At 58.5% G+C, this 22,474-nt stretch carries 19 protein-coding genes; 14 read left to right on the forward strand and 5 right to left on the reverse strand.

The window, feature by feature from the left end:
- From Q674_RS0120845 to Q674_RS33620, 5 genes are all read left to right on the forward strand, one after another.
- Nucleotides 1–325: SPOR domain-containing protein (locus Q674_RS0120845; protein ID WP_031210234.1), on the forward strand; the 325-nt coding region annotated here is incomplete at its 5' end.
- A 181-nt stretch (nucleotides 326–506) separates the two neighbouring features.
- Nucleotides 507–4,955, forward strand: coding sequence for a glutamate synthase large subunit (gene gltB, locus Q674_RS33605; protein WP_023009241.1), 4,449 nt, complete (start codon nucleotides 507–509; stop codon nucleotides 4,953–4,955).
- Nucleotides 4,956–5,031: 76 nt separating this feature from the next.
- Complete coding sequence (locus Q674_RS33610; RefSeq protein WP_011784353.1) at nucleotides 5,032–6,450, forward strand: FAD-dependent oxidoreductase; 1,419 nt, start codon at nucleotides 5,032–5,034, stop codon at nucleotides 6,448–6,450.
- Between the two features lie 128 nt (nucleotides 6,451–6,578).
- Nucleotides 6,579–7,643: a uroporphyrinogen decarboxylase gene (gene hemE, locus Q674_RS33615; protein ID WP_022992192.1), complete on the forward strand. Its 1,065-nt coding sequence runs from the start codon at nucleotides 6,579–6,581 to the stop codon at nucleotides 7,641–7,643.
- A gap of 314 nt (nucleotides 7,644–7,957) precedes the next feature.
- Nucleotides 7,958–8,326 carry a PilZ domain-containing protein gene (locus Q674_RS33620; RefSeq protein ID WP_023009242.1) on the forward strand — a complete coding sequence of 123 codons (369 nt, stop codon included), beginning with the start codon at nucleotides 7,958–7,960 and terminating at the stop codon, nucleotides 8,324–8,326.
- 177 nt (nucleotides 8,327–8,503) lie between these two features.
- On the opposite strand, the gene radA is transcribed toward Q674_RS33620, so the two are convergent.
- Together radA and ettA are read right to left on the reverse strand one after the other, a co-directional pair.
- A complete protein-coding gene (gene radA / locus Q674_RS33625) occupies nucleotides 8,504–9,880 on the reverse strand; it encodes a DNA repair protein RadA (RefSeq protein ID WP_011784357.1) in 1,377 nt (458 codons plus the stop codon).
- A gap of 70 nt (nucleotides 9,881–9,950) precedes the next feature.
- Nucleotides 9,951–11,612: an energy-dependent translational throttle protein EttA gene (gene ettA / locus Q674_RS33630; RefSeq protein ID WP_011784358.1), complete on the reverse strand. Its 1,662-nt coding sequence runs from the start codon at nucleotides 11,610–11,612 to the stop codon at nucleotides 9,951–9,953.
- 387 nt (nucleotides 11,613–11,999) lie between these two features.
- On the opposite strand from ettA, the gene glyA reads away from it, so the two are divergent.
- The 8 genes from glyA to Q674_RS33670 all read left to right on the forward strand — a co-directional run bounded on the left by glyA (nucleotide 12,000) and on the right by Q674_RS33670 (nucleotide 18,607).
- Nucleotides 12,000–13,253, forward strand: a complete 1,254-nt coding sequence (gene glyA, locus Q674_RS33635) for a serine hydroxymethyltransferase (RefSeq protein WP_022992194.1) — start codon at nucleotides 12,000–12,002, stop codon at nucleotides 13,251–13,253.
- A 70-nt stretch (nucleotides 13,254–13,323) separates the two neighbouring features.
- Nucleotides 13,324–13,842, forward strand: coding sequence for a transcriptional regulator NrdR (gene nrdR / locus Q674_RS33640; RefSeq protein ID WP_011784360.1), 519 nt, complete (start codon nucleotides 13,324–13,326; stop codon nucleotides 13,840–13,842).
- On the forward strand, nucleotides 13,839–14,954 hold the full coding sequence (gene ribD, locus Q674_RS33645) for a bifunctional diaminohydroxyphosphoribosylaminopyrimidine deaminase/5-amino-6-(5-phosphoribosylamino)uracil reductase RibD (protein WP_022992195.1): 1,116 nt from the start codon (nucleotides 13,839–13,841) through the stop codon (nucleotides 14,952–14,954). The genes nrdR and ribD overlap by 4 nt, the downstream gene beginning before the upstream one ends.
- Before the next feature lie 64 nt (nucleotides 14,955–15,018).
- The gene (ribBA, locus tag Q674_RS33650; RefSeq protein ID WP_023009243.1) at nucleotides 15,019–16,134 is read left to right on the forward strand and encodes a bifunctional 3,4-dihydroxy-2-butanone-4-phosphate synthase/GTP cyclohydrolase II; all 1,116 of its coding nucleotides are present in this window, start codon (nucleotides 15,019–15,021) and stop codon (nucleotides 16,132–16,134) included.
- Nucleotides 16,135–16,182: 48 nt separating this feature from the next.
- A complete protein-coding gene (ribE, locus tag Q674_RS33655) occupies nucleotides 16,183–16,659 on the forward strand; it encodes a 6,7-dimethyl-8-ribityllumazine synthase (RefSeq protein ID WP_011784363.1) in 477 nt (158 codons plus the stop codon).
- Nucleotides 16,659–17,135, forward strand: a complete 477-nt coding sequence (gene nusB / locus Q674_RS33660) for a transcription antitermination factor NusB (RefSeq protein ID WP_014420583.1) — start codon at nucleotides 16,659–16,661, stop codon at nucleotides 17,133–17,135. The genes ribE and nusB overlap by 1 nt, the downstream gene beginning before the upstream one ends.
- Nucleotides 17,136–17,138: 3 nt before the next feature.
- Nucleotides 17,139–18,086 carry a thiamine-phosphate kinase gene (thiL, locus tag Q674_RS33665; protein WP_023009244.1) on the forward strand — a complete coding sequence of 316 codons (948 nt, stop codon included), beginning with the start codon at nucleotides 17,139–17,141 and terminating at the stop codon, nucleotides 18,084–18,086.
- The gene (locus tag Q674_RS33670) at nucleotides 18,083–18,607 is read left to right on the forward strand and encodes a phosphatidylglycerophosphatase A (protein WP_023009245.1); all 525 of its coding nucleotides are present in this window, start codon (nucleotides 18,083–18,085) and stop codon (nucleotides 18,605–18,607) included. Before thiL ends, Q674_RS33670 begins: the two co-directional genes overlap by 4 nt.
- Before the next feature lie 34 nt (nucleotides 18,608–18,641).
- Here the strand turns inward: Q674_RS33670 and Q674_RS33675 are convergent, their stop codons facing one another.
- Nucleotides 18,642–18,845: a DUF6316 family protein gene (locus Q674_RS33675; RefSeq protein ID WP_011784367.1), complete on the reverse strand. Its 204-nt coding sequence runs from the start codon at nucleotides 18,843–18,845 to the stop codon at nucleotides 18,642–18,644.
- Nucleotides 18,846–19,114: 269 nt separating this feature from the next.
- On the opposite strand from Q674_RS33675, the gene Q674_RS33680 reads away from it, so the two are divergent.
- Nucleotides 19,115–19,762, forward strand: a complete 648-nt coding sequence (locus Q674_RS33680; RefSeq protein ID WP_023009246.1) for a DUF2057 family protein — start codon at nucleotides 19,115–19,117, stop codon at nucleotides 19,760–19,762.
- A gap of 65 nt (nucleotides 19,763–19,827) precedes the next feature.
- Here the strand turns inward: Q674_RS33680 and Q674_RS33685 are convergent, their stop codons facing one another.
- Complete coding sequence (locus tag Q674_RS33685) at nucleotides 19,828–21,354, reverse strand: WS/DGAT/MGAT family O-acyltransferase (protein ID WP_023009247.1); 1,527 nt, start codon at nucleotides 21,352–21,354, stop codon at nucleotides 19,828–19,830.
- An 82-nt stretch (nucleotides 21,355–21,436) separates the two neighbouring features.
- On the reverse strand, nucleotides 21,437–22,357 hold the full coding sequence (locus Q674_RS33690; RefSeq protein WP_023009248.1) for a LysR substrate-binding domain-containing protein: 921 nt from the start codon (nucleotides 22,355–22,357) through the stop codon (nucleotides 21,437–21,439).
- Between the last annotated feature and the right edge of the window lie 117 nt (nucleotides 22,358–22,474).

Here is a 22,474-nt window from a genome sequence, read left to right on the forward strand (position 1 = left end):
AGAGCCAGAGCCAGAGCCAGATTTGCCCCAATTCACTCCGGAAATGCCTGACTCATACGTGCCAATAGGTGAGCTGCGAGCGCGGGAAGGGTGGACACTGCAACTGGTTGCCGGTAATTACGAGTCGACCGTACTGGAGGTGCTTGGCCGGGCATCTGACGAGTCCGCCCTCGAGTATACTGTCGGTGAAAGGCAAGGGCGCCAGTGGTTCATGTTGTTGTATGGCCGCTTCGCCAGTCAGGCTGAAGCGCAGGCTGCGGCGCGTAATCTTCCCCCGGAGCTGGGGGTGAACAATGCCTGGGCGCGGGCATTCAGGAGTCTGTAGGCATGCACCATAGTGGTGCGTTTTTCGGGGTGGCGGTGGCCCGAACAGCGAAAAAAATTGTATACGTAGTTTCACGTGTGTAAAATCCCTTCCCCCTTTTTTTCGGTGTCAGCGCATTTCTTGCACCATTTTGGTGCGGTAGCGTCGCTGGCGGGAAGCATTTACACGCGAGAGAACGCTTATGACAACAGGCTTGTATCATCCTGATGAGTTCAGGGACAACTGCGGTTTTGGCCTGATTGCCCACATGAAGGGCGAAGCGAGCCATAAGCTGTTGCAGACAGCTATTGAATCTCTGACCTGCATGACCCACCGGGGCGGCATTGCTGCCGATGGCAAGACCGGTGATGGTTGTGGTCTGCTTATTCAGAGCCCCAAGGCCTTCCTCTATAAAGCTGCCCAGGCAGCCTTCGGCAAAAAACCTGGCGACTTGTTTGCGGTTGGCCAGGTTTTTTTGGCTAAGGACGACGCAAAAGCTTCTGCTGGCCGATCAGCTATTGAAAAAAGGCTGACGGAGCAAGGCCTTGAAATTATGGGTTGGCGGGAAGTGCCCGTCGATGACAGTTGCCTTGGCCCCATGGCTCTGGATTGTCTTCCGCGCATCGAACAGGTATTTGTAGAGCCCGGCGGCAAGGAAGAAAAAGAATTTGCGATCAGTCTGTTCGTCGGGCGCCGCCATGCTGAACGAGATATGGCGGAAGACCCGGAATTCTATATCTGCAGTCTTTCCCATAAGACGTTGGCCTACAAAGGCCTGATGATGCCCGCGGATCTGGCCAACTTCTACAAGGATCTTGGTGATCCGGATCTGCAAACGGCCATCTGTGTTTTCCACCAGCGCTTCTCGACCAACACCATGCCGCGTTGGCCACTGGCGCAGCCGTTCCGGTTCCTGGCCCATAATGGTGAGATAAACACCATCGACGGTAACCGTAACTGGGCAATTGCCCGCGCAGCCAAGTTCAGCTCACCGGATTTGCCGGATCTGCAGACCCTGCAGCCGCTGGTTAACCTGACTGGCTCCGACTCCTCCAGCATGGACAACATGCTGGAAGTGCTCCTGGCAGGTGGTGTAGACCTGTTCCGGGCGGTGCGCATGATGATTCCGCCTGCCTGGCAGAATGTTGATACCATGGATTCTGAGCTGCGGGCCTTTTACGAGTACAACTCCATGCATATGGAGCCTTGGGATGGCCCTGCGGGCCTGGTAATGTCAGATGGCCGTTATGCGCTGTGTATGCTGGATCGCAATGGTCTGCGTCCCGCACGCTGGGTTATCACCAAGGACGATTTCATCACCCTGGCCTCGGAAGTGGGAACGTACAGCTACTCACCGGATGATGTGGTGGCCAAGGGGCGGGTTGGTCCGGGTCAGATGCTGGCCATCGATACCGAATCCGGCGAGGTCCTGCATACCGGGGATATCGACCAGCGGCTCAAAAAAGCCCAGCCCTACAAGCGCTGGCTCAAGGACAATGCACTGCGAGTCGAGACCACGCTGAATCAGGCGACCCCGGAATTCAAGCTGATGGAATCCGAAGAACTTCTGGTTCATCAGAAGATGTTCAATATCTCGTTTGAAGAGCGGGACCAGGTGCTGCGCCCACTGGCTGAGAGTGCCCAGGAGGCGGTCGGTTCCATGGGGGACGATACCCCGATGGCAGTTCTGTCCAGCAAGGTGCGCCATGTGGCGGATTACTTCCGGCAAAAATTCGCGCAGGTCACCAACCCGCCCATTGATCCGCTCCGTGAGACCATCGTCATGTCTCTGGAGACTTGTCTGGGCGCAGAGCAGAACGTTTTCGAGGAGTCTCCGGAGCACGCTAACCGGATTATCCTGACCACGCCGGTGCTGTCGCCGGCCAAGTTCCTGAAGATCAGCAATAACGATCGCCCGGGATTTGAGGTGGCAAAAATCGCCCTGAGCTATCGTCCTGAAGAGGGCTTGGAGCAGGCGGTTCGTCGGGTATGCGACGAAGCCGAAAAAGTTGTGCGTGATGGCAAGGTGTTGCTGATTCTAAGCGATAAGGACCTGGCTCAAGGCGATCTTCCGATCAATGCCCTGATGGCCACCGGCGCAGTGCACCATCACCTGGTGGCGAGAGGTCTGCGCTGCGATTCCAACATCATTGTTGAGACCGGCTGGGCTCGGGATCCGCATCACTTTGCGGTACTGTTCGGATTTGGTGCTACGGCGGTCTACCCGTACCTGGCGTACCAGATCCTGAATGACCTGATTCGCACCGGCGAAATGCTGATGGATCCGATCGAAGCCAAGAACAATTACCGTAAGGGCATCAACAAGGGCTTGCTGAAGATCCTGTCGAAGATGGGTATCTCCACCATTACCTCCTATCGCGGTGCCCAACTGTTTGAAGCCATTGGTCTTGCCGACAATGTGGTAGACCTGTGTTTCAAAGGCGTGCCGAGCCGGATTCAGGGCGCCGACTTCTTCGATTTCCAGCAGGATCAGGAGCAGTTGGCCGCGGTTGCCTGGAAGCCCCGTAAGCCTATTTCCCAGGGCGGCCTGCTCAAGTACGTGCATGGCCAGGAATATCACGCCTTCAACCCGGATGTGGTGGGCAAACTGCAGGATGCCGTGATAAGTGGCGACTATGGCACCTACAAGGAATACGCCGGTCTGGTCAATGAGCGTCCGGTTGCCACCCTGCGCGACCTGCTGGTGTTCCGTGAGGGCATCCAGTCAATTGACCTGAGCGACGTTGAGCCCGTGGAGAATATTTTCCCGCGTTTTGACTCTGCGGCGATGTCTCTCGGTGCCCTGTCGCCGGAGGCGCACGAGGCTCTGGCCGTGGCCATGAACACGCTGGGTGGTCGTTCCAACTCCGGTGAGGGCGGCGAAGACCCGGCCCGTCACGGCACTAACAAGCGTTCCAAGATCAAGCAGGTGGCTTCCGGTCGTTTCGGTGTGACCGCTGAGTACCTGCGTAGCGCCGATGTTATGCAGATCAAGGTGGCTCAGGGTGCCAAGCCGGGTGAAGGCGGCCAGTTGCCGGGTGGTAAGGTAAATGACCTGATCGCGCGCCTGCGTTACTCGGTGCCGGGTGTCACCCTGATTTCGCCACCGCCGCACCACGACATCTACTCCATTGAAGACCTGGCGCAGCTGATCTTCGACCTGAAGCAGGTGAACCCGGAGGCGCTGGTGTCCGTCAAGCTGGTATCAGAGCCCGGGGTGGGCACGATTGCCGCGGGCGTTGCCAAGGCTTATGCCGACCTGATTACGGTTTCCGGCTATGACGGCGGTACCGCAGCCAGTCCGCTGACCTCAATCCGCTACGCTGGCTCCCCCTGGGAACTGGGCCTGACGGAAACCCAGCAGGCGCTGCGCGCCAATGATCTGCGAGGCAAGATTCGCCTGCAGACCGACGGCGGCATCAAGACTGGCCTGGACGTGGTGAAAGCCGCGATTCTGGGCGCGGAGAGCTTTGGCTTCGGTACCACCCCGATGGTGGCGTTGGGTTGTAAATACCTGCGGATCTGCCACCTGAATAACTGTGCGACCGGTGTCGCGACACAGAACGACTATCTGCGCGAAGAGCACTTCAAGGGCACCGTGGAAATGGCCATGAACTTCTTCCGCTTTGTGGCGGAGGAAACCCGTGAATGGCTGGCGAAGCTGGGTGTGCGTTCTCTGGAAGAGTTGGTCGGCCGTGTTGACCTGCTGGAGCGTCTGCCGGGTAATACCGAGCGCCAGAAGAAGCTGGATCTGACCCGTCTGCTGCAGAATGACCACATTCCGGCTGACAAGCCGCACACCTGTCAGATTGAGCGCAACAAGCCGTTCGATGAAGGTAAGCTGGCAGAGCAGATGGTGCAGGACACCGCTGCTGCCATCGCTGAGAAGTCCGGCGGTGCCTGGAGTTACCGGGTGACCAACTGTGACCGTTCTATTGGTGCACGCCTGTCTGGCGAGATTGCCGCCCGTTACGGCAACCAGGGCATGACCGATGCGCCCATCACCCTGGACCTGACCGGCACCGCTGGCCAGAGTTTCGGTGTCTGGAACGTTGGTGGTCTGAACCTGATTCTGGAGGGTGATGCTAACGACTACGTGGGTAAAGGCATGACCGGCGGTAAGCTGGTCGTCAAGCCGCCCCGTGGTAGCGATTTCAAGACCCAGGAAACCTCCATTGTCGGGAACACCTGTCTGTATGGCGCAACTGGTGGCAAGCTGTTTGCGGCCGGCACCGCCGGTGAGCGCTTTGCGGTTCGTAACTCCGGCGCCCATGCCGTGGTTGAAGGTGCTGGCGATCACTGCTGCGAATACATGACGGGTGGTCTGGTCACCGTGCTGGGGTCCACCGGCTACAACTTTGGTGCCGGCATGACCGGCGGGTTCGCCTATGTGCTGGACCTGGACAACACCTTTGTGGACAAATACAACCATGAACTGGTTGAGATCCAGCGTATTTCCCGTGAAGACATGGAAGCCTACCGGAATCACCTGCGTGGCGTGATCCGGGAGCACATCTCTGAAACCGGAAGTGCCTGGGCAGAGCACCTACTTGAAGATTTCGACGATTACATCGGCCGTTTCTGGCTGGTCAAGCCCAAGGCCGCGAACCTTCGCAGCCTGCTGGCAAGCACCCGCGCCCGTCCGGAATAACGGGCAGGTCCAACAAGGTTGATGGGTTGCACTCCGGTGCGGCCCCCGTCGAAATCGAGCTGATGAGAGTGGCAACATGAAAGAACGTCTCAACAATGACTTTCAGTTTGTGGAAGTTGGGCGGGTAGACCCGAAGAAGGTGCCTGCCAAGAAGCGCAAAAAGGAATTCGGGGAAATCTATCACCCGTTCAGCGAAACCCATGCGGCCTCCCAGTCCCATCGCTGCCTGGCGTGTGGTAACCCGTACTGTGAATGGAAGTGCCCGGTACACAACTATATTCCGAACTGGCTGAAGCTGGTGTCGGAGGGCAACATCATGAAGGCGGTGGAGCTGTGTCACCAGACTAACTCCCTGCCGGAAGTCTGTGGTCGTGTGTGCCCGCAGGATCGCCTGTGTGAAGGTGCCTGCACCCTGAATGATGGCTACGGCGCGGTTACCATCGGTTCTGTTGAGAAGTACATTACCGACACCGCATTTGCGCTGGGCTGGAAACCGGACATGTCCAATGTCACCTGGACTGACAAGAAGGTGGCTGTGATTGGCGCTGGTCCCGCAGGGCTTGGTTGTGCTGATGTTCTGGTGCGCAACGGCGTCAAGCCTGTGGTGTTTGATCGTTACCCGGAGATCGGTGGCCTGCTGACCTTCGGTATTCCTGAGTTCAAGCTGGAAAAATCCGTCATGTCCCGCCGCCGCAAGGTGTTCGAGGAAATGGGCGTGGAGTTCCGTCTGAGTACCGAGGTGGGTAAAGACGTTCAGTTGAACAAGATCCTGGAAGAGTTCGATGCCGTCTTTATGGGCATGGGTACCTACACCTACATGAAAGGTGGGTTTCCCGGTGAGGAGCTGCCGGGTGTCTATGACGCCCTGCCGTTCCTGATTTCGAATGTTAACCGTCGCCTGGGTTTCGAGAAAAAGGAATCTGACTTCATCGATATGAAAGGCAAGCGTGTTGTGGTGCTGGGTGGTGGTGACACCGCTATGGACTGTAACCGGACTTCCATTCGCCAGCAGGCCGAGAGCGTGACCTGTGCCTATCGCCGCGATGAGGCCAACATGCCTGGCTCCCGTCGGGAAGTGGCCAACGCGAAAGAGGAGGGCGTCAAGTTCCTGTTCAACCGTCAGCCCATCGCCATCATCGGTGAAGACCGTGTTGAGGGTGTAAAGGTAGTCACCACGGAGCTGGGCGAGCCGGACGAAAACGGCCGTCGTCGTCCGGAAGTGGTTCCGGGCAGTGAGGAAGTGATTCCGGCTGATGCCGTGCTGGTAGCGTTCGGCTTCCGCCCGAGCCCAGCACCCTGGTTTGAAGAGCTGGGCGTGAACACGGACGACTCCGGTCGGGTGACTGCGGCAGAAGAAGCCGAGTTTCCGTTCCAGACCAGCAATGCCAAGATTTTCGCTGGTGGCGACATGGTGCGTGGCTCGGATCTGGTGGTTACCGCAATCTGGGAAGGACGTCAGGCGGCCGAAGGCATCCTGGACTACCTGGACGTTTAACGCTGGATTGACCAGAGTCAGAAAGGGCGGCTTGCTAAGGGTAAGCCGCCCTTTTTTATTCGTGTAAACGGGGTATCATTGCTCCCCATTGTCTCTGACCATTTTTACCGACGAGAACGGGAAACTCTATGACCGAGCTGAAGAACGATCGCTTCCTGCGCGCCCTGATGCGCCAGCCTGTAGACCGCACCCCGGTGTGGATGATGCGCCAGGCAGGCCGTTACCTGCCGGAATACCGCGCAACCCGGGCCAAGGCCGGCGACTTCCTCAGTTTGTGCAAAAACACCCCGCTGGCCTGTGAGGTTACCCTGCAGCCGCTGGAGCGTTACCCCCTGGATGCCGCCATCCTGTTTTCTGACATTCTGACCATTCCCGATGCTCTAGGGCTGGGGCTCTATTTCGAAACTGGCGAAGGCCCGAAATTCCGTAAGGTCATTCGTTCGGAAGCAGATGTGGATGCCCTGCCCAGGATGAATGCCGAGTCTGACCTGGACTACGTGATGAATGCGGTGTCTACCATTCGCCGGGAGCTGAATGGCCGCGTGCCGCTGATCGGTTTCTCTGGCAGTCCCTGGACTCTGGCCACCTACATGATTGAAGGTGGATCTTCCAAGACCTTCTCGGAAGCCAAGAAGTTGATGTACGGTCAGCCGGAGGTGATGCATCGTCTGTTGGACCATCTGGCGGATTCGGTCATTGACTACCTCAATGGCCAGATCAAGGCCGGCGCCCAGGCTGTGCAGATTTTTGATACCTGGGGTGGTGTGTTGAGCAGTTGGGCCTATGAAGAGTTTTCCCTGCGCTACATGAAGAAGATTGTTGATGGTCTGATTCGCGAGAGCGAAGGTCGCCGTGTGCCGGTGATTGTTTTCACCAAGAACGGTGGTCAGTGGCTGGAGTCTATCGCTGATTGTGGCGCCGATGCTGTGGGGCTGGACTGGACGACGGACATCGGCAACGCCCGTGCCCGCGTGGGCGACAAGGTGGCCCTGCAGGGCAACATGGACCCGGCCATGCTGTATGCGCCGAAGGCGCGCATTCGCCAGGAGGTGGCGGATATCCTGAAGCGCTATGGTTCTGGCTCGGGGCATGTGTTCAACCTTGGGCATGGGATTACGCCGGATGTGGATCCGGAGCATGCCGGGGCGTTTATTGAGGCGGTTGTTGAGCTTAGTGGGCAGTATCACCAGTAAAGCCAAACTTGGGGGGGTACCGCTTCTCCTAGCCTGCAAGATTGGTGTTTGAGGGCCGGTAGAGCGGCCTCCGAAAAACCGCTACGAGCACTTCCATGTGCGCTTCTCTCCGGCCATCCATGGCCTCCGACATTTTTCGGAGGCCGCTCTACCGCCCCTCTTCGGACGTTTCTGGAAATATCCTCGTGAAACTGCATCATGATCTCTCATCGGGTGAGTTTTACTCCCTTTTGGTGTTGTTTAACTGAGCTGTACTCCTTTTTATGTCCGGTCTATAGTCAGAGAAAGCACGAACGTCTGTCTGGAGTTTTCCCTTGTCTAACAGAACATCCGAAAAACGCCGGTTTCACCGAATCAACTTTGATGCCCCCTGTGAGCTGCATTGTCAGGATCAGGTGTGGTCAACGGAGGTGTTGGATATTTCCCTGAAGGGCGTTCTCGTTCAGCGGCCAGAAGGCTGGAAGGTTCCGTTGAATAAGCCCTGTGAGGTGGTGATTCACCTGAATGAGCATGAAGCTGCGATTGTGATGGCGGTGGAGTTGAAGCATGTGGAGGATCATCGGCTGGGATTTCGCTGCCAGTACATTGATCTGGACAGTGCATCGCATTTGAAGCGGTTGGTGGAGCTGAATCTCGGGGATCAGGCGCTTTTGGAGAGAGAGTTTGCGCATCTGATTGACTGAGGTCGTCGTTGGGGATTACTCCGAAAGTTGCCGGTGCGTGGCAGAGGGACACCTCAAAAAATGTCGGAGGCCATGGATGGCCGGAGAGAAGCGCACATGGATGTGCTCGTAGCGGTTTTTTGAGGTGTCCCTCTGCCGCGCGCCTTGCACCGGATTTTGCAGGCTAGGGGGCCTGGCTCAAAGTTCCTCAAGAGCCGAAAGGGCATCCGAAAGCTTGGTCACCGGAATCACCTTCATGCCATCGACAGGCTTACGCGGAACGTTGGCCTTGGGCACCAAAGCCCGGGTAAAACCGTGCTTGGCCGCCTCGTAGATACGCTCCTGGCCACTCGGTACCGGCCGGATCTCCCCAGACAAGCCAACTTCGCCAAAAATCACCAGATCCTGCGGCAGCGCCCGATTCCGGAATGACGAAACCACAGCTGACAGCAAAGCAAGATCCGCACTGGTTTCGTTGACCTTCACACCGGCCACCACATTTACAAACACATCCTGATCGGCCACATGCATGCCGCCATGGCGGTGCAGCACGGCCAGAAGCATCGCTAAGCGGTTCTGGTCAGTCCCTACCGCTACCCGTCTAGGGTAGCTCCCCTGGGCCATGTCCACGAGGGCCTGAATCTCCACCAGCATCGGCCGAGTGCCTTCCCAGACCACCATCACCACGCTCCCCGGCGCCGCTTCCTCGCCCCGATTCAGGAAAATAGCGCTCGGATTTTTCACTTCCTTCAGGCCTTGCTCCAGCATGGCAAACACGCCCAGCTCATTAACCGCGCCGAAGCGGTTCTTGATGCCGCGCAGGGTGCGGTAGCGGCTGTCGCTGGAGCCTTCCAGCAGGATCGAGCAGTCAATCATGTGTTCCAGCACTTTCGGGCCGGCCAGGCTGCCGTCTTTGGTGACATGGCCCACCAGCAAGAGAATGGTGCCGGTTTGTTTGGCGAAGCGGGTCAGGAAGGCTGCGCTTTCCCGAACCTGGGATACCGAGCCAGGGGCGGATTCAATATCCGCCACATGCATCACCTGGATACTGTCGATTACCAGAATGCGGGGCTTCTCCGCTTCCGCCACCTGCATAAGCCGCTCAACGGAGGTTTCCGAGAGCATTTTCAGGTCTTTGGTGGGCAGGCCCAGCCGCTTGGCGCGCATGGCCACCTGTTGCAGGGATTCCTCACCGGTGACGTACAGCGCTGAGTGCTTCTCGGCCAGTTGGCAAACCGCCTGCAGTAGCAGGGTACTTTTGCCCGCGCCGGGGTGACCGCCCATGAGTACCGCCGAGCCTTCCACCAGGCCGCCACCCAGGACACGGTCGAATTCCTGCATGCCGGTGCTGATGCGTGCCTGCTCTGCCAGACTGACTTCGTCCAGGCTTTTTACCTCCGACAAGCTGCCGGCATAACCCTCAAAGCGGGCGCTGCGAGCACCTTTGCCGGGGCCTGAGACGCCGCGTACTTCGCTGATGGTGTTCCAGGCCTGGCAGGCGGTACATTGGCCCTGCCACTTGGAATAGTCGGCACCACACTCGGTGCATACAAAGGCGGTTTTGGCTTTGGCCATGGGTATGGTTCCGTGTCGGGCAGATCGGGGAGGGCAAGCGGGCCGACGCGAAGGCCGGCCCGGTCATCGGTTACGCCAGTTTCTTGTACTTCATACGCTTGGGCTGCATGGCGGAGTCGCCTTTGCGCTTCTTGAAGTCGGCGTCGTAATCGGTGAAGTTGCCTTCGAAGTAGACTACTTCGCCATCGTCTTCGAACGCCAGGATGTGGGTCGCTACCCGGTCCAGGAACCAGCGGTCGTGCGAGATCACCAGGGCGGAGCCCGGGAAGTTCAGCAGGGCTTCTTCCAGAGCGCGCAGGGTTTCCACGTCAAGGTCGTTGGTGGGTTCGTCCAGCAGCAGCACGTTGCCACCCTGTTTCAGCAGCTTGGCGAGGTGCAGGCGGTTGCGCTCACCGCCGGACAGGTCGCCCACCCGTTTCTGCTGGTCAGTGCCCTTGAAGTTGAAGCGGCCCACGTAGGCCCGGGACGGGGTCTCGTAGTTACCGACCTTGATGATGTCCTGGCCGTCGGAAAGCTCTTCCCACACAGTCTTGCTGCCGTCGAGATCGCGCATCTGATCCACGTAGGCCAGTTCCACGGTTTCACCAACGGTGATGGTGCCAGAGTCCGGCTTGTCCATGCCTGCGATCATCTTGAACAGCGTGGATTTCCCCGCGCCGTTACCACCGATGATGCCAACAATCGCACCCGGTGGAACGTGGAACGAGACATTCTCGTACAGCAGGCGGTCGCCGAAGGCCTTGCTGATGCCGTCCACCTCGATTACCTTGTCGCCAAGGCGAGGTCCGGGCGGGATATACAGTTCGTTGGTTTCGTTGCGCTTCTGGAATTCCTGGGAGCTCATCTCCTCGAAGCGGGCCAGTCGTGCCTTGCTCTTGGACTGGCGGCCCTTGGCGTTGGTGCGTACCCATTCCAGCTCGTGCTTGATGGCTTTCTGGTGAGCGGCCTCCTGCTTGGCCTCCATCTCCAGGCGCTTCTCTTTGTTCTCCAGCCACTGACTGTAGTTGCCCTCGAACGGAATGCCGTGGCCACGGTCCAGTTCCAGGATCCAGCCGGCGACGTTGTCCAGGAAGTAACGGTCGTGAGTGATGGCGACAACGGTGCCGTCGTAATCGTGCAGGAAGCGCTCCAGCCAGGCCACGGATTCGGCATCCAGGTGGTTGGTAGGCTCGTCCAGCAGGAGCATGTCAGGGCCGGACAGCAGCAGGCGGCAAAGGGCCACACGGCGGCGCTCACCACCTGACAGCACTTTTACCTTCTGGTCCCAGGCCGGCAGTCGCAGGGCGTCTGCCGCCACTTCCATCTTGCGCTCTATGTCGTGGCCATCGGTAGCCTGGATAATGGCTTCCAGTTCGCCTTGTTTCTTGGCCAGTTCGTCAAAGTCCGCATCCGGCTCGGCGTAGGCGGCGTAAACCTTGTCCAGCTCCGCCAGAGCGTTGTGTACGTGCGAGACGGACTCGTCAACGATTTCCTTTACGGTCTTCTCCTCGTCCAATTCCGGCTCCTGCGGCAGGTAGCCCACATTGATGCCGGGCTGTGGCCGGGCCTCACCGATGTAATCCTGGTCCACACCCGCCATAATACGCAGCAGGGTGGATTTACCGGCGCCGTTCAGACCAAGTACGCCGATTTTGGCGCCCGGGAAGAAGCTCAGAGAGATGTCTTTCAGAATTTCCCGCTTGGGCGGTACCACCTTGCCCACGCGGTTCATGGTGTATACGTATTGAGCCATTTTGGCATATTCCTTTTATCAAACAGTAGCTTGAAAAATGAAAGCACGTCAGGCGACTGATCGAGGACTTCGGGGTGAGCGATCCGGGATCGTCAAAATCAGGGATGATTTTGTCGAGCGTACAGGGACGTATTTACAGCGTATCCCGGATCGCTCACCCCGAAGGCCGATACCACGGACGTCGGTACCTGAGAACAATAACCGGGTAAGGTATCTAAAGCGTTCCGCGATAGCAATTGACAGCCTCCGGTGTGCCGGTATCTGCGGACGGCATAAAGGATGATTTTTAACCCGCTTTCAAGATAGAATAGCGGCCCAATTTTTCAGGGGTTCCGGCTTGCAAAGAGGCATCGCCGGGCCAGCCATACAGACAGGGGCAGCACATCCATGTTTACTCGTGATATGAAAATCGCCGGTTTCGATGACGAACTTTGGAACGCTATGCAGGCGGAAGAGAAACGCCAGGAAGCACACATCGAACTGATCGCGTCTGAAAACTACACCAGCCCGCGGGTGATGGAAGCCCAGGGCAGTGTGCTGACCAACAAGTACGCTGAAGGTTACCCCGGCAAGCGTTACTACGGTGGCTGCGAGTTTGTGGACATCGCTGAGGATCTGGCCATTGCCCGCGCCAAGGAGTTGTTTGGTGCGGCCTACGCCAACGTGCAGCCGCATTCCGGTTCCCAGGCCAACTCTGCGGTATTCATGGCGCTGCTCAAGCCCGGTGATACCGTTCTGGGTATGAGTCTTGCTCACGGTGGCCACCTGACCCACGGTGCCAGCGTGAACTTCTCCGGCAAGATCTACCACGCAGTTCAGTATGGCCTGAACCCGGAGACCGGTCTGATCGATTACGACGAAGTGGAAGCCCTGGCTGTCGAGCATAAGCCGAAAATGATCATCGCCGGCTTCTCTGCTTACTCGCAGGAGCTGGACTTTGCCCGTTTCCGTGCCATCGCCGACAAGGTGGGCGCGTATCTGTTTGTTGACATGGCCCACGTGGCCGGTCTGGTCGCCGCCGGCGTATACCCGGACCCGGTACCTCACGCCCACGTGGTTGCGACCACCACGCACAAAACCCTGCGCGGCCCCCGTGGTGGCCTGATTCTGGCCTGTGACGACGAAGACCTGCAGAAGAAGCTGAACTCTGCTGTGTTTCCGGGCGGTCAGGGCGGCCCTCTGATGCACGTGATTGCGGCCAAGGCCGTGTGCTTCAAGGAAGCCATGAGCGACGAGTTCAAGGCCTACCAGCAGCAGGTTGTGAAGAACGCTGCGGCGATGGCTGAGGTGTTCATCGAGCGCGGCTTTGACGTGGTTTCCGGTGGTACCAAGAACCACCTGTTCCTGGTGAGCCTGATCAAACAGGACATTACCGGTAAAGATGCGGATGCCGCACTGGGCAAAGCGCACATTACCGTGAACAAGAACGCCGTGCCGAACGATCCTCGTTCACCGTTCGTGACCTCTGGTCTGCGCATCGGTACTCCGGCGGTGACCACACGCGGCTTCAAGGAAGCCGAGTGTCGGGATCTGGCCGGCTGGATGTGTGACATTCTCGATAACCTTGAAGACGAAGCGGTTAACAGCCGTGTACGGGAGCAGGTGGAAGCTGTCTGCGCACGGTTCCCGGTCTACGGCTAACAGGCATAGACAGGTCAGCCCGGGCGCTCCGGTGAGTGCCCGGGTTCTTTCTTTCCGGAGCAGGTGATTTATGCATTGTCCTTTCTGTGGTGAAGCCGATACCAAGGTGATTGATTCGCGCCTGGTGGCCGAGGGTGACCAGGTTCGCCGCCGCAGGGAGTGTCTGTCCTGCCGTGAGCGTTTTACCACCTTTGAAACCGCTGAGCTGGTGATGCCCCGGGTCGTGAAGCAGGATGGTACCCGGCAGCCTTTTGATGAAGAAAAGCTGCGAGCCGGCATCATGAAAGCTCTGGAAAAACGTCCGGTCAGCATTGAGGAAATCGATGCAGCGTTGAACCGCATCAAGTACCGTCTTCGCTCCACTGGTGAGCGCGAGGTCAAGTCGATGCAGTTGGGTGAGGAAGTGATGACCGAGCTGCGCCAACTGGACAAAGTGGCCTACGTGCGTTTCGCATCGGTCTACCGCAGTTTCCAGGACATCAATGAGTTCAAGGAAGAGATCGAACGCCTGTCCCAGGGCAATGGTGATACCGCAGTGGATGTTGCCAGGGCACTGGTGGATAACGGTACAGATAAAGGCAAGGCATGATTTCAGACCGTGATCGGGCAATGATGGCCCGGGCCGTTCAACTGGCCTGGCGCGGTCGCTATTCCACTCATCCCAATCCCCGTGTTGGTTGTGTTATTGCCAAAGGCGATCTCATTGTGGGCGAGGGCTGGCACGAGCGCGCCGGTGAAGCCCATGCAGAAGTGCGTGCTTTGAGCCAGGCTGGCCATGAGGCTCGGGGAGCCACCGCCTACGTTACCCTGGAGCCGTGCAGCCACTATGGGCGCACGCCGCCCTGTGCACGAGCTCTGATTGATGCCGGTGTGGCCCATGTGTTTGCCGCCACCAAAGACCCCAACCCGTCTGTGTCCGGTCGGGGGCTGGATATGCTCAGGGAGGCTGGCATACGGGTGACCGAAGGCGTGATGGCCGATGAGGCTGCGCGTCTGAATCCTGGCTTCATGAAGCGTATGAATACCGGTCGCCCCTGGGTTCGGCTGAAGATGGCGGCCAGTCTCGATGGCCGGACCGCCATGGCCAGTGGTGAAAGCCAGTGGATAACGGGCCCGGAAGCGCGCGCGGATGTGCAGCGTTTGCGGGCGATCAGCGACGCCATCCTCACCGGGGTAGGTACGGTACTGGCGGATGACCCCTCGTTGACCGTTCGGCGGGACGAGATGGGCGATATCGGCGATGCCACGGATCCGTCCCGGCAGCCGTTGCGGGTGATCGCCGACCGGGATGCCCGTACGCCGGCCACCGCGAGGATTCTTCAGGGTGGCAATGTGCAGGTATTCTGCGCCAGTTCTGCGCTGGCCTCAGGCCCGGCCCAGGATCTGGCTGCGCTGGGCGTCAGCCTGACCGGGGTTGCCTGGAAAGATAACGGTGTTGATGTCGCCGAGTTGCTGGACGCGCTGGGAGAGCTTGGTATTAACGAGTTGCTGGTTGAAGCCGGCCCTACGCTGGCCGGTACGTTCATCGGTGAAAATCTTGTGGACGAGCTCTGGCTCTACCAGGCCCCGGTCTTCCTGGGTAGTACCGGCAGGCCGACAGCGCATTTGCCGCTGGAGACCATGGCCGACAAAGTGCAATGGAAGGTGCTGGATCGTCGTCAGGTGGGTGAGGATCAGCGTCTGATCCTGGCTCGCCACTAATCATTCAATCCATTCCCCGAGAACCGGCTAGACTGTCGGGAGGGGTGAAAGGGTGCAGAACCGTATGGCACTGAACAGCATTGAAGAAATCATTGAAGACATTCGCCAGGGCAAAATGGTCATCCTGATGGATGATGAGGATCGCGAGAATGAGGGCGATCTGGTGATGGCGGCGGAGCACTGCACGGCAGAGGCCATCAACTTCATGGCCCGCTTTGGCCGCGGACTCATCTGTATGCCCATGACCCGTGATCGCTGCGAACAGCTGGGTCTGCCGTTGATGGTTCAGCAGAATGCTTCTGGCTTCGGAACCAAATTTACCCTGTCTATCGAAGCCCGTGAGGGTGTTACCACGGGGATTTCGGCAGCGGACCGGGCTCGTACCGTGCAGGCAGCGGTTGCTCGGGATGCAAAGGCTTCTGACCTGGTTCAGCCGGGACATATTTTCCCGCTGATGTCCGATCCTGGTGGTGTTCTCAGCCGTGCCGGTCACACCGAAGCGTCGTGCGATCTGGCGGCACTGGCTGGCTGTGAGCCGGCCGGTGTGATCTGTGAAATCATGAATGATGACGGCTCCATGGCCCGGCGTCCGGATCTTGAGAAGTTCGCAGAAGAGCATGATCTGAAGATCGGGACCATCGCAGACCTGATTCATTACCGCACCATGAACGAACGCACGGTGGAGTGTGTGGAGCAGAACGAACTGGATACCGAGTACGGCGTGTTCAAACTGCACACCTACCGGGACAATATCCAGGGTGCTACCCATCTGGCTATGGTAATGGGCGATATCCAGCCAGAAGAGCCGGTGTTTGTGCGTGTGCACATTACCGATACCCTGCGCGATCTGCTGGGTGCACGCCGCAAAGACTCCCGGAGCTGGCCGCTGCATCACGCACTGGAGAAGGTTGCGGAAGAAGGCAAAGGCGTGGTGGTGCTGCTTAACAGTGCTGAAGACAGCTACAACCTGGAAGACCGGATTCAGGAGTTCTTTGACAAAGGGCAGGGATCCTCAGGCAAGGGCAGTTCCGGCGTGTATTTCACCGTCGGTACCGGTTCCCAGATTCTCCGGGATCTTGGCGTAGGTAAAATGCGCCTGCTCAGTCCGCCGGTTAAATTCTCCGCCATCTCCGGTTTCGACCTGGAAGTGGTGGAATACGTACCTTACGCCCCCGAATGATAAACCCGGTTATCGCCAATAAGGCGATGACCCGTGAAGGAGCCCGAGATGGCAGATATCAAAGTAATTGAAGGTGATTTTACCCAGTGCAGCGGCCGCTATGCGCTTGTGGTTGGCCGGTTTAACGGCTTTGTGGTGGAAAGTCTGGTGGAAGGTGCAGTGGATACCTTGCGTCGTCACGGCATTTCCAATGATGACATTGCCATCATCCGTGTACCGGGTGCCTATGAAATGCCACTGGCGGTCAAGCGTGTTGCCGAAACCTCGGACTACGACGCCATTATCGCCCTTGGCGCGGTAATTCGTGGTGGTACTCCGCACTTTGAATACGTGGCGGGCGAGGCCTCCAGCGGCCTGGGCGCTGTCAGCCTGGAAACCGATGTCCCGGTTACCTTCGGCGTATTGACCGTAGATTCCATTGAGCAGGCCATCGAACGCTCCGGCACCAAGGCCGGCAACAAGGGCGCGGAAGCCGCCATTACTGCCCTGGAAATGGTCAGTCTGTTCAAAAAGTTGGGTGAGTAATGAGCGAAGCGGGTGACACTTCTCCCCAGCCGGGGAAAACCGGCCAGCCCAAGGCAGGCGATCGTCGCCGGGCACGGGCGCTGGCCATGCAGGGTTTGTATCAGCGGCACTTCAGCAAAACGCCGATTTCTGATATCGAAGCCGAGTTCATGGTCGACAACGACATGAGCAAGGTCGATATCATGTATTTTCGGGATCTTCTGCGTGGTGTCTACCGCGAGCAGGCGGAGCTCGACAAACTGCTGGAGCCGTTTCTGGATCGTCCCCTCAAGGAGGTCGACCCGGTTGAACTGGCGATCGTTCGCCTGGGCGCCTATGAGCTGAAACACCGCATCGATGTGCCCTACAAAGTGGTCATCAACGAGGGTATTGAAATGGCCAAGCGCTTTGGTGGCACCGAAGGGCACAAGTTTGTGAACAGCATTCTGGACAAACTCAGCCGCCGGCTTCGCCTGGCCGAGACCCGCCCGCGTTGATTCATGGGTGAGTTTGAGCTGATCCGGAGGTATTTCCAGCCGCTGGCCGATGGTTCCGGGCAGAATCAGCTCCTTCTCGGTCCCGGCGACGACTGTGCGATTCAGCGGGTATCGCCGGGGCTGGATCTGGTGTTTTCTGTGGACACCCTGGTAGAGGGCGTTCATTTTCCTTCCGATTATTCGCCCGATTATCTCGGATGGCGAGCTCTGGCGGTTGCGGTCAGTGATTTGGCCGCGATGGGCGCAAGCCCGGTCTGCTTCACTCTGGCTTTAACCTTGCCAGACGCCAATCAGGGCTGGCTGAAGCCGTTTTCAGAGGGGCTGGCCCGGGCCAGCAAAGCCTTTGGTATCGCCCTGGCGGGCGGAGATACTACCCGTGGCCCCCTGACAATCAGCATTCAGGTGCACGGAACTGTTGAGAGTGGGCGTGCGCTGTATCGATCCGGCGCGAAGCCCGGCGACCTGATATGTGTCAGCGGCACGCTCGGGGCGGCCGGTGCCGCTCTTGATTACCTTGCTGCCCCCGCGCCCTCACCGGCCCAGCTCGCCTTGTTGTCACGTTATCATTTCCCGCAGCCTCGTCTGTCACTGGGTCAGCAGCTGGCGGGCTGTGCCTCCTCTGCCATAGATATTTCTGACGGGCTCCTGGCGGATCTCGGCCATATCCTTGATGCCTCGGGGGCCGGAGCGCGAATCGACACGGGACGTGTACCGATGATGGCGGAGTTGGTTGCAGTAAAGGGCGAGAACGCCCGGGATCTGGCGTTGGGAGCAGGAGATGACTATGAGCTTTGCATCACCATCCCGCCAGAAACCTTCGGCACTCTTGATGATTCTGTGGCCCGTGAGCTGACGGTCATTGGAGAGATTACTTCGGAGCCTGGCCTTCAGCTGAGCGGGCCGGTCTCTGGCGTCATTCAAGGATATGAGCACTTTGGGAGACCCGCATGAGTGATGAGCTGATGCATGAACCGGACGCCGCCCAGGTCATCTTGCCCCCTGGCTTTCTGAAAAACCCGGTCCACCTGTTGGCCTTCGGTTTTGGCAGCGGTGCAGCGCCCAGAGCGCCGGGAACCTGGGGTAGCCTCGCCGCTATTCCGGTTTGGTATGCCTTTTCCTGGATGCCTCCGTTGGCCTACTGGCTCGTGGTTCTGGCGGCGTTTCTGGTGGGTATCTGGTTGTGTGGCAAAACCGCGACAGACCTGAAAGTGCATGATCACGGCGGTATTGTATGGGATGAATTTGTGGGGATGTGGATTGCCCTGGGCCTGTTTCCGGATCAGCTTTACGGGGTGCTCATGGCGTTCATGCTGTTCCGGCTGTTTGACGTGTGGAAACCCTGGCCCATCAGCTGGCTGGATGAGCGCTTACCCGGCGGGCTCGGCATTATGGTGGACGATGTCGTCGCCGGGGCCATGGCGCTGGGTTGCCTTTGGGCGATTGACGTCTGGGTGATGCCCTATATCGTCTAGCGGGGGCATCACCCATTCGGTATTGTTGGGTGGGTTAGTGCACCTGCTGCTCTTCCGGCAGCATGCGAACAACATGCAGAAAGCGTTTAAGGCCGACTTCTGCCCGCTCTCTCGAAGCAAACGGCCCGCTGTCGAAGCCCTCTCGGGTGGTAAAGTACCATTTGCTCCCTACGCAGAAAAAACGACTGCTGCGAAACGGGACGGGGCCTTGCTCTCCTGTCCTGCGCTGAGTGTCCATGGTTTCTCCTGAGCCCACTTGTTTTTTTCTTCTCGGGCTATGCGTTGTGTAAGCCGACTTGTTTAAAACTAATCCAATTGCTGGCGAATTCAACAATTTTTTACATTCTTACGCCGGGCATCACATTCCGGACCTTTCAGCATCGAAAGCGAATTCGATTGTGTGCCTTGCTCTGATCAGCCGGGATGGTCAGAATGCTTGGCAGCGTTGCCCTCAACATTGCAGGCCGTGCCAACGGCCATCCCTATGGATAAGGAGATGAAGTGAGTATGTGTCACGTTCCAAGGCTTTTCAAGTTGCTGGCTGTTCTGGTGAGTGTGGTCATGGCGGGTTGTGCGTCTACCGTGGCCAGGGTCGATACCTGGGAAGGCCAACTGCCCGCGGCAACGGAGCCGGCAGTGCTTCAGGCGCCCGGTGCGATACAGGTGGTCAGCGTGAATGGCCGGAGCATGACCAATTTCCTGATCGACGACCTGGCACTGGATTACGGTTTGCTGCCGGGTGAAAACGAAGTGGTGTTCAACTATAAAACCATCTGGGCCAAGGCCGGTGTGGTGCGCAATGGCGAATCCAAAGTTCATGTCATTGAGAGCGGTCCTCAGGTGGCACGGTTCGAGGCGAGCCCGGACGCGGTCTACCGTTTCGAGTTTGACAAGCCGGGCAGCCGCCAGGAAGCCGAAGCCATGATGGAGAGCTTCTCGGCAAAGATTGTTGCCGGTAACGGTACCGTGGTGGCGGTATCTGAGGAATGGGACGGACAGTCCCGGTTGACAGCCAACCGCACTCCGGTACCGGTGTCTGACACAGAAAGTGTCGGGCGCACCCAGGACGGCACCGCACTGGAACAGCTCAAAGCCATTTGGGCAGATGCTTCGGATGAAGAGAAGAAAGCCTTTCTGCGTTGGGCATTCGAATAATCCCGGGCCGGGCCTGCGGGCCCGGCTTTTTCATTATCTGATTAGTTCTGCAGCTTACACCCCGGTTACCGTCTGAATTTGCCCAGCCCACCTTTCAATAGCTTTTCCACATAGGCCAGGACATCGTCGGTCAGGTTGTGTTGTGGTTCCGGAAACTGCTCATGGCCCTGATCGGGGCCCAGCTCCGCTGCAGCTTTCTCTATCGCTTCCAGGCTGTCGTGTACCAGTTCCGCTAGCTGGTCGCTGTCGGCGACCACGTCCGGGCAAAGAGTAAAGTTCAGGGTGAGCTGCCCCTGGTAGCTGACCGCGACAATCACCAGCCCAAGGCTGTCGAACAGGGGGGCACTGTTGTACTGGCGCACTAGTCGGGCACCTTGCAGGTACAGCGGCACCTGCGGACCCGGTACGTTGGTAATAGGCACATTGAACAGGGGCTGATAGCGTTGTGCCACCTGAAGCTCGGAATACAGCCGGGCTGACAGTGCCAGCAGTGTTGATGGTAGCAGTTCGGTCAGCCGGTCCGCGGCTATGGCTTCACGGTAGGGTTCCGATTCTACCGCGTTACGGTGAATTCGCCGGATCCGGGCTGCCGGGTTGGGTTCTGCGGTGGCCAGGTCCAGCAACATGGCCGACATCTGGTTGCCCGTGGCCTTGCGAAGACTGCTGGAGCGAACCGAGATCGGCGTCATGGCGACCAGCGATGTTTTCGTTTCGATGTTCTGGTTGGCGAGGTATCGGGCCAGGGTTTCGGCGCACAGGCCGAGGACCACATCGTTCAGGGTGACGTCGGCCAAGGAGCCTTTGATGGCTTTGAGCCGGGACAATTCCACGCTGGTCGAGACAATCCGCCGGTTGGCGGTAATCTGCCGGTTGAAGGGGCTGTGGGGCGCGGTGAACAAGGGCAGTGGCAATGGCAGCTTGTGTAATTGCTTCTGGATCAGCCCACGGGTGGTGGCTTCGGCGGCGTTATAGGCCAGAGAGGCCAACTGCATCGGCGTTTTCAGCATGTTGGCGCCGGCCTGTAGGAAAACCCGCTCTTCTGAAGGTTCCTGCCTTGGCAGCCAGGGACGTGGTGGCGTGATGGTTCTCGGGCTGGGTGTATACTCCAGTAGCTTGCCCATGATTTCCTCACCGCTAAACGCGTCAATGGCGGCATGGTGCAGCTTCACGATCAGTGCAAACCCTTCTTTTTCACCCTCCGGATCGTCGATCCGGAAACCATCGACAAAGGTGATGTGCCAGAGTGGTCGGTCCCGTTTCAGCGGCTCTTCAAGAATCTTCGAGGCCAGGGATATCAGGCTGGCCTGCTTGCCGTGTTCGCCAAGGTTTACGTAGGCCAGGTGCCGCTCGATGCTGAAATCGGCGTCGTCCACCCAATAGGGGCGGCCAAGCCGGAGAGGGATTTCTTTCAGCTTCTGGCGGAACAGAGGTACCACGTGGAGCCGGCTGCGCAGATAGGCGACGAAGGTGCTGAATGCCAGTGGGTTGGACAGGCCGCTGGCATCGAACAGATAAATGCCGCCGATGTGCATCGGGGTGGTGTCCGATTCCAGATACAGGAACGAGGCATCCAGTTCCGACAGCTGACGCATGGAACGCACTCCTTGTGTTTCTCGTTGTACTAGGCTTGTCAGTATACTTCAGGTCGTGAATTCGCCGGTTGGCCCCTTTGCCTCAGGAATCGGCAGGCTTGAGCCACTGGCTGAGGCTCTGGTCTTCGCTCAGCCTATTCCAGAACCACATCAGTGCCTTGCCTTTGTCTTCACTGTGGCGGGCCAGGTTAATGGCGATCGGGGGGCGTGGTTCGTGCACTTCTTTCGCCACCAGCCGGCCTGAAGCCAGTGCCTCCCGGATGCGTGGCAAGGGCAGCCAGCCAACGCCAAGGCCTGCTTCCTGTATGGCAATTTTCTGGTCGATGTTGGTGACGGTCAAGGTTCGTTGGCGCCGGAAGATGCCGGCATGGCCGGGTGGCAGCGCGCGGGAGGTGTCGGCGGCAACGGCAGCGGGAAATGGGGCGATGTCGCTTTCTTTCAGGGGCTCTTCTGCCTGGGCCAAAGGGTGGTTGGCCGCCACGGCAAAGACGAAAGGTATCTCGCCCAGTGGCTTGGTGGTAAAGCTTCCGGCGGGCTTGCTGAGCTGGTCTGCGCCGATCACCATGTCGACGCGCCGGCTTTGCAGGGCGTCCCAGGCGCCTGCAAAGACCTCCTCCACCACCTGTACATCCACTGGAACGCCCAATTGGTAAAAAGCGTCAATCGCCGGAAACAGGCATTGTGCCGGCAGCAGCGAGTTGAATCCTATTCTAAGCCTGGTTTCCCAGCCCTGAGCTACCTGGCGGGTAGAGTGAGCCAGGTTCTCGGCGGCTTCAAGCAGCGAGCGGCCTTCCTCCAGCAGGTAACGACCGGCGGGCGTGAGCACGGCTTTGTGGCCGGTTCGGTCAAAGACACTGACGCTGAGGTCTTCCTCAAGCTTCTGAACGGTGTAACTGATGGCCGAGGGAACCCGGAACAGTTCGCTGGCGGCACCGGCAAAACTGCCCTTGCGGTCGATAGCGTCCAGTACTTTGAGTGCGTCGATGGTAATGGCTGTATGCATGTTCGAATAATCTGAAAGTGTTTGCCAGAAATGCTTGCTATCAGCCTAGCAGCACAGCCGTTAGCCTGTCTCTATTAATTCAGAACCGGGTCGGCCCCATCACACTTCATCAGGGCA

Source organism: Marinobacter sp. EVN1, assembly GCF_000475375.1.
Classification (GTDB): Bacteria; Pseudomonadota; Gammaproteobacteria; order Pseudomonadales; family Oleiphilaceae; genus Marinobacter; species Marinobacter nauticus.

Bases quoted from the DNA above. Each gene is read 5' to 3' on its own strand.
- gltB (WP_023009241.1), top strand. From the start codon at position 507: ATGACAACAGGCTTGTATCATCCTGATGAGTTCAGGGACAACTGCGGT.
- Q674_RS33610 (WP_011784353.1), top strand. From the start codon at position 5,032: ATGAAAGAACGTCTCAACAATGACTTTCAGTTTGTGGAAGTTGGGCGG.
- hemE (WP_022992192.1), top strand. From the start codon at position 6,579: ATGACCGAGCTGAAGAACGATCGCTTCCTGCGCGCCCTGATGCGCCAG.
- radA (WP_011784357.1), bottom strand. From the start codon at position 9,880: ATGGCCAAAGCCAAAACCGCCTTTGTATGCACCGAGTGTGGTGCCGAC.
- ettA (WP_011784358.1), bottom strand. From the start codon at position 11,612: ATGGCTCAATACGTATACACCATGAACCGCGTGGGCAAGGTGGTACCG.
- glyA (WP_022992194.1), top strand. From the start codon at position 12,000: ATGTTTACTCGTGATATGAAAATCGCCGGTTTCGATGACGAACTTTGG.
- nrdR (WP_011784360.1), top strand. From the start codon at position 13,324: ATGCATTGTCCTTTCTGTGGTGAAGCCGATACCAAGGTGATTGATTCG.
- ribD (WP_022992195.1), top strand. From the start codon at position 13,839: ATGATTTCAGACCGTGATCGGGCAATGATGGCCCGGGCCGTTCAACTG.
- ribBA (WP_023009243.1), top strand. From the start codon at position 15,019: ATGGCACTGAACAGCATTGAAGAAATCATTGAAGACATTCGCCAGGGC.
- ribE (WP_011784363.1), top strand. From the start codon at position 16,183: ATGGCAGATATCAAAGTAATTGAAGGTGATTTTACCCAGTGCAGCGGC.
- nusB (WP_014420583.1), top strand. From the start codon at position 16,659: ATGAGCGAAGCGGGTGACACTTCTCCCCAGCCGGGGAAAACCGGCCAG.
- thiL (WP_023009244.1), top strand. From the start codon at position 17,139: ATGGGTGAGTTTGAGCTGATCCGGAGGTATTTCCAGCCGCTGGCCGAT.
- Q674_RS33670 (WP_023009245.1), top strand. From the start codon at position 18,083: ATGAGTGATGAGCTGATGCATGAACCGGACGCCGCCCAGGTCATCTTG.
- Q674_RS33675 (WP_011784367.1), bottom strand. From the start codon at position 18,845: ATGGACACTCAGCGCAGGACAGGAGAGCAAGGCCCCGTCCCGTTTCGC.
- Q674_RS33680 (WP_023009246.1), top strand. From the start codon at position 19,115: ATGTGTCACGTTCCAAGGCTTTTCAAGTTGCTGGCTGTTCTGGTGAGT.
- Q674_RS33685 (WP_023009247.1), bottom strand. From the start codon at position 21,354: ATGCGTCAGCTGTCGGAACTGGATGCCTCGTTCCTGTATCTGGAATCG.
- Q674_RS33690 (WP_023009248.1), bottom strand. From the start codon at position 22,357: ATGCATACAGCCATTACCATCGACGCACTCAAAGTACTGGACGCTATC.